General features: G+C 33.2%; 4 protein-coding genes and 1 tRNA gene. 1 reads left to right on the top strand and 4 read right to left on the bottom strand.

All coding sequences use genetic code 11. The features are described 5' to 3' along the window. The 3 genes from ACIPNH_RS03405 to ACIPNH_RS03395 form a co-directional block, all read right to left on the bottom strand. Nucleotides 1-240: VirB8/TrbF family protein (locus ACIPNH_RS03405; protein ID WP_400771732.1), on the bottom strand; the 240-nt coding region annotated here is incomplete at its 3' end. A 72-nt stretch (nucleotides 241-312) separates the two neighbouring features. Beyond that, nucleotides 313-1,395, bottom strand: coding sequence for a GTP cyclohydrolase II (locus ACIPNH_RS03400; protein WP_010082649.1), 1,083 nt, complete (start codon nucleotides 1,393-1,395; stop codon nucleotides 313-315). A 29-nt stretch (nucleotides 1,396-1,424) separates the two neighbouring features. Then, nucleotides 1,425-1,512, bottom strand: a tRNA-Leu gene (locus ACIPNH_RS03395). 190 nt (nucleotides 1,513-1,702) lie between these two features. On the opposite strand from ACIPNH_RS03395, the gene ACIPNH_RS03390 reads away from it, so the two are divergent. Next, nucleotides 1,703-2,977 carry a metallophosphoesterase gene (locus tag ACIPNH_RS03390; protein WP_006279778.1) on the top strand — a complete coding sequence of 425 codons (1,275 nt, stop codon included), beginning with the start codon at nucleotides 1,703-1,705 and terminating at the stop codon, nucleotides 2,975-2,977. A 27-nt stretch (nucleotides 2,978-3,004) separates the two neighbouring features. On the opposite strand, the gene dnaA is transcribed toward ACIPNH_RS03390, so the two are convergent. Continuing rightward, the gene (dnaA, locus tag ACIPNH_RS03385) at nucleotides 3,005-4,342 is read right to left on the bottom strand and encodes a chromosomal replication initiator protein DnaA (RefSeq protein WP_400771729.1); all 1,338 of its coding nucleotides are present in this window, start codon (nucleotides 4,340-4,342) and stop codon (nucleotides 3,005-3,007) included. Nucleotide 4,343: the final 1 nt, after the last annotated feature.

Genomic DNA, 4,343 nt, shown 5'->3' with positions numbered 1-4,343 from the left:
ATCAACCAATTGCACTATTCCTGATTTCTTGTCAATTTCTATAACAAATGGCTCAATAGTGCTACTTGTGCTAATTTTAAATATGACTAATATGCTGATAGAGATCGTTGCTAATAATATTAATGCAAATAAAAGTAGAATATTCCTTTGAGCAATAACTGTGCTGTAGCGGTTTGAATTCCAATTTATATCCTTATCTAAGGATTCAGTATTTTTTTCTTGCTTAAAAAATCTTAGCATTTTAGTATTCCTAAAAATCTTAACTTATGTTAATAAACATAGCAAATTAACAAAGTAGTTACAGCAAAAAAGCTAAAAAACTCTTAATCTATGGCCTAATTTACCAAACTTTGTCTCCATATATGAATCGTTATATTTATTACGTTCCACAATAAGTGGTAGACACTTTGTAACTCCTATACCACTACTTTCCAATTCTGACAATTTCCTATCATTGTTTGTAAGTAATTGGATTTTGTTAATGTTCAATTTCTTAAGCATTTTAGCTGCAACAGCAAAACTCCTTTCATCATCTTCAAAACCCAATATTCTATTTGCATCAACAGTATCAAGATTATGTCCTCTTTGCATACTGTACGCTCTTAACTTATTAGTTAAACCAATGCCTCTTCCATCTTGCATCAAATACAATATAATACCACTTCCAGAGTCAGCTATCATTTGAATTGCTTGATGTAACTGACTTCTGCAATCGCATGACAAGCTATCTAACAAGTCACCCGTATAGCACGAAGAATGAATTCTCACTAATGGTTCGTCATCTTTATCTGGATTGCCAATGATAATTGCATGATGTTCTCTTCCACCACTTTCGGTTCTATAAGATATGATATTTACTTCTTGAGTCTGTTTTAAAAATAATGATGTTTTGCACACTTCATATACATCCTGATTTTCTTGAAAATTATTTATGAATGACGTGTCCAGTGCAATAACGTCATTTTTCTCGCACCAATTTCGCATTTCATGGTTATTCTCAAAAGTCATATCAGCCACTAACGCGTATGGCAATAATTCTGAGAACTTAAGCAAGGCAATAGCACATTCATCTATTGTCTTTGAGCATTGCAACTCTTTTATGCAATCTTCCTTTGAACAGTTTATTAAATAGAGCAGTTCATCAAAATTATTCACCAACAGACGTTTGCTGTTATGTTCTTTATTCTGAGATATGTATTTTACCTTACTTGAAGTTAAAGTAACATATACATTACTTGATGTAAGCTTGTATTGATTAAATAAATCTCTTTCTAAAGCCTCAGCAGCAGCAAACAATAGGTAATTACTTTCATCATATATTACAATTGGCCGACCGCGCCTGATTTCGCTGATAGCTCTTTCTACCTTATTGCTACTCTGATTTCCTATAAACATTTTTACCCATATTAAACAGCGATAAAAACTGGTGCGGCCGAGAAGACTTGAACTTCCAAGGCCTTATGAGCCACAGCGACCTCAACGCTGCGTGTCTACCAATTCCACCACAGCCGCACTATATTCTAGTTTTTATATAATTATTTTAAATTACTTAATCATTTTAGAATTTTTCATCTAGAGTGTCAATCTGATACTAGAATAATTTAGAAATTGTTTGTATAATTTGATTATGAATTTTGTGATTATAAATTTTAATCATTTAAGATAACCTTACTACTAATTTTTAACTTAGGTTTTTATACAAATGAATATAGCTAATATCTTTATTTTTTTAGCTCTCTCTCTTATAACTAGCTTTCATTTCGTCCATGCACAAATATTATACACATGGTCTCAAGTTATCCCAGAAAATAAACTAAGCATACGCGCAATTACGGACAATGACATGTGTCCCATTGTTTATGTTGATGGCGAGGAAACAGAAATGCTGAATCGCAGCTCAATTAACAATGGTGATCATAACGAAACAGTTTGTGAACTGACAGTACAAACAAGTGCCAAAAACATTAGTATTGAGGATCTACGGGTTCCTATATTACCAAAAAAGGTTAATAAAATTGCTTTCATTGGTGACACGGGCTGTAGAATAAATATGTTATTTCAGCAGGAATGTAATTCGGTAGATAGCTGGCCTTTAAAAAAAAATTTAGATTCAATCGCCCTTCATAAACCAGATTTAATTATCCATGTTGGTGATTATCATTATAGACAAACAAAATGTAGAAATACAAAAAAGTGTGGCGATATTTATGGATATAATAAAGAAGTTTGGTACGCTGATTGGTTTGAGCCTGCAAAGGATATTTTATCACAATCCCCTTTCCTTTTTGTTCGTGGAAACCATGAGAGTTGTGATAGAGCTTATGAAGGATGGTTCAGGTATCTAGATTCATACCCCTTTTCGTCTGAAAAATGTGGAAACTTCGTTTCTAGTTGGTCCTTAGATGCTGGACCGATGAAATTTTTTATCTTCGACTCTTCATCCGGTGAGGATATTTTTACAACCCAAAGCACAATTGATGCTTTTGAGAGGCAATTTGATAAATTGATACAAAATAGTTCTGACAAGCCCATGTGGTTTTTAACTCATAAACCGCTTTGGAGATCTCCAAAAAAAGAATTTTTGACATTAAAAAGCCATGGTAATCTTACACAAATCGAAGCTTTTGGAGATAAATTTCCAAGCAATGTTACTACCATAGTTTCTGGCCACATTCATATAGCCCAGATTTTATTAATGGATAATGTTCCAGACCAAATTATAGTTGGAAACGGTGGTGCATCATTACACGCTCAAGATCAAGAATCTGTTTATCAAAATGTAGAATTTGACTATTTAAATGGTAAAAACTACTTAGCACACGAGGTTAGAAACTTTTTTGGCTTTGGCTTTGCAATACTAAATTTAGATGATCACGAATTTACCTTCTATAATCAACACAATAAGGAAATGTATTCTGCGAAGCTAACAGAAGATTTTAAACTTAAACGGATTAAAACTATAGTCGATTCATTTTAGGATTTGTTATTAGCTATTTTAAAAACGCTACTTAAACATTTTTTTTAATCGATTGATTTCATCAGCAAATTTTGAGTCGGTCTTTATAAAATTTTCTACTTGTTTTACTGCATGTATAACAGTAGCATGGTCTCTGCCACCAAAGTTTCTCCCAATATCTGGTAGGCTTTTTTGCGTAAATTTTTTGGCAAAATACATAGCTATTTGTCTTGGCCTTGCAAGACTGCGAAGCCTTCTATTGGATTGCATATCTGCAACCTTTATATTGAAAAATTCAGCTACTTTCTTTTGTATTTCTTCTATTGTGACTGACCTATGATTTGACCTAAGAAGATCGATTAGGGTTTCACTAGCTGATTCTACCGTCATACTTCTTCCAACTAATGAGGTATGGGTAACCTTATTTAATGCTCCTTCTAATTCTCTTATATTAGATTTTATGTTCCTTGCTAAAAACTCTAGGACATCTTTCGGAACATACATATTCATCTGCTCCACTTTTGCCTGCAATATACCAAGCCTTAATTCAAAAGTTGTTTCATTAATATCTGCCACCAACCCCCAACCGAGTCGTGATTTTATTCTTTCTTCCACTCCATCAAGATCACTAGGAGACCTATCAGCTGATATAACCAATTGTTTATTTTGGTCTATCAATGCATTGAAAGTGTGAAAAAATTCTTCTTGTGTACTATCTTTACCACTGATAAATTGCACATCATCTACCATCAATACATCTACTGATCTAAATTGCTCTTTAAATAACATAATATCTTTGCTTCGCAGCGCTGTAATATATTGGTACATGAATTTCTCTGCTGATAAATACACCACTTTTCTTTTTGCTGATGGGGAATTGACTATGTGCCAAGCTATAGCATGCATTAGATGTGTTTTACCAAGTCCCACTCCACCATATAGAAACAAAGGATTGCTGCCTAATATTGGATCTATAGATTCTGCCACACGCTTTGCCGCCGTAAATGCTAATTCATTTGGCTTTCCCACTACAAAATTATCAAAGGTGAACCTTGGATCCAGCGGCGAACCAAGATTATGATTACTTTCCTCTCTGTTTTTTAGTATAACATTAAAATTTGAATTCCTCTCCTCAATTACTTGAATATCAATAGAACGTATACTTTTATCTTCGCTTTGCCATAATGATAATATTTTTTTCATGTAATGAACTGTAATCCACTCTTTTATAAACCTTGTTGACACGGATAAAAGAACTTCCCCATTTCTGCTACTGACAAATTTTAGTGAACTCAGCCAGCTATTATATGTTGCTTCTCCATAAAGATTATAAAGACAATTTTGGATTTTTTCCCAAGTAACATTGTGATCCGTTACTGTAATAATC

It is taken from the genome of Wolbachia endosymbiont of Drosophila barbarae, from assembly GCF_044752445.1.
GTDB lineage: Bacteria > Pseudomonadota > Alphaproteobacteria > Rickettsiales > Anaplasmataceae > Wolbachia > Wolbachia pipientis.
Note: the sequence above shows the minus strand (reverse complement) of the source record. Positions and strands in the feature narration are given on the sequence as shown.